The following is a 1,179-nucleotide window of genomic DNA, read 5'->3' as shown; positions in this document are numbered from 1 at the left end:
AAGTTTGAACGTAATAAGCCACACGTAAACGTGGGCACAATCGGTCACGTTGACCATGGTAAAACAACTTTAACTGCTGCGATTGCAACTATTTGTGCAAAAACTTACGGCGGTGAAGCGAAAGATTACTCACAAATCGACTCGGCACCTGAAGAAAAAGCACGTGGTATTACAATTAATACTTCACACGTAGAATACGATTCTCCAATCCGTCACTACGCTCACGTAGACTGCCCGGGCCACGCCGATTATGTTAAAAACATGATTACTGGTGCTGCTCAGATGGACGGCGCGATCCTTGTATGTGCTGCGACTGATGGTCCAATGCCACAAACTCGTGAACACATCCTTCTTTCTCGTCAGGTTGGTGTACCTTATATTCTTGTATTCCTTAACAAGTGTGACCTTGTTGATGATGAAGAATTACTTGAATTAGTAGAAATGGAAGTTCGTGAACTTCTTTCTACTTATGACTTCCCAGGTGATGACACTCCAATCATCCGTGGTTCAGCACTTGCTGCACTTAATGGTGACCAAGGTCAGTATGGCGAATCTGCTGTAATCGAATTGGTTGCTGCACTTGATTCTTACATTCCAGAACCAGAACGTGCTATCGACAAAGCATTCTTAATGCCAATCGAAGACGTATTCTCTATTTCTGGTCGTGGTACTGTAGTAACAGGCCGTGTTGAATCTGGTATCGTTAAAGTTGGCGAATCAGTTGAAATCGTTGGTATTCGTGACACAGTAGTAACGACTGTAACTGGCGTAGAAATGTTCCGTAAATTGCTTGATGAAGGTCGTGCAGGCGAGAACTGTGGTGTTCTTCTACGTGGTACTAAGCGTGAAGACGTACAACGTGGTCAAGTACTTGCTAAACCAGGTACAATCAAGCCGCACACTAAATTCGATGCAGAAGTATACGTACTTTCTAAAGAAGAAGGTGGTCGTCATACTCCATTCCTTAACGGCTACCGTCCACAGTTCTACTTCCGTACAACTGACGTAACTGGCGCAATCCAATTACAAGACGGCGTTGAAATGGTTATGCCAGGTGACAACGTTGAAATGTCAGTAGAATTAATCCACCCAATCGCAATGGACCCAGGTCTACGTTTTGCGATCCGTGAAGGTGGTCGTACTGTAGGTGCTGGTGTTGTTGCGAAAGTAACTGCATAA

The 1,179-nt window shown here is 44.4% G+C and carries 1 protein-coding gene; it reads left to right on the top strand.

Annotated elements, in window-relative coordinates; all coding sequences use genetic code 11:
- Positions 1–1,179: elongation factor Tu (gene tuf, locus FY048_RS18915; RefSeq protein WP_446092162.1), on the top strand; the 1,179-nt coding region annotated here is incomplete at its 5' end.

This window comes from Acinetobacter sp. 1124_18A, assembly GCF_052824995.1.
This window is presented reverse-complemented; position numbering and strand designations above follow the sequence as displayed.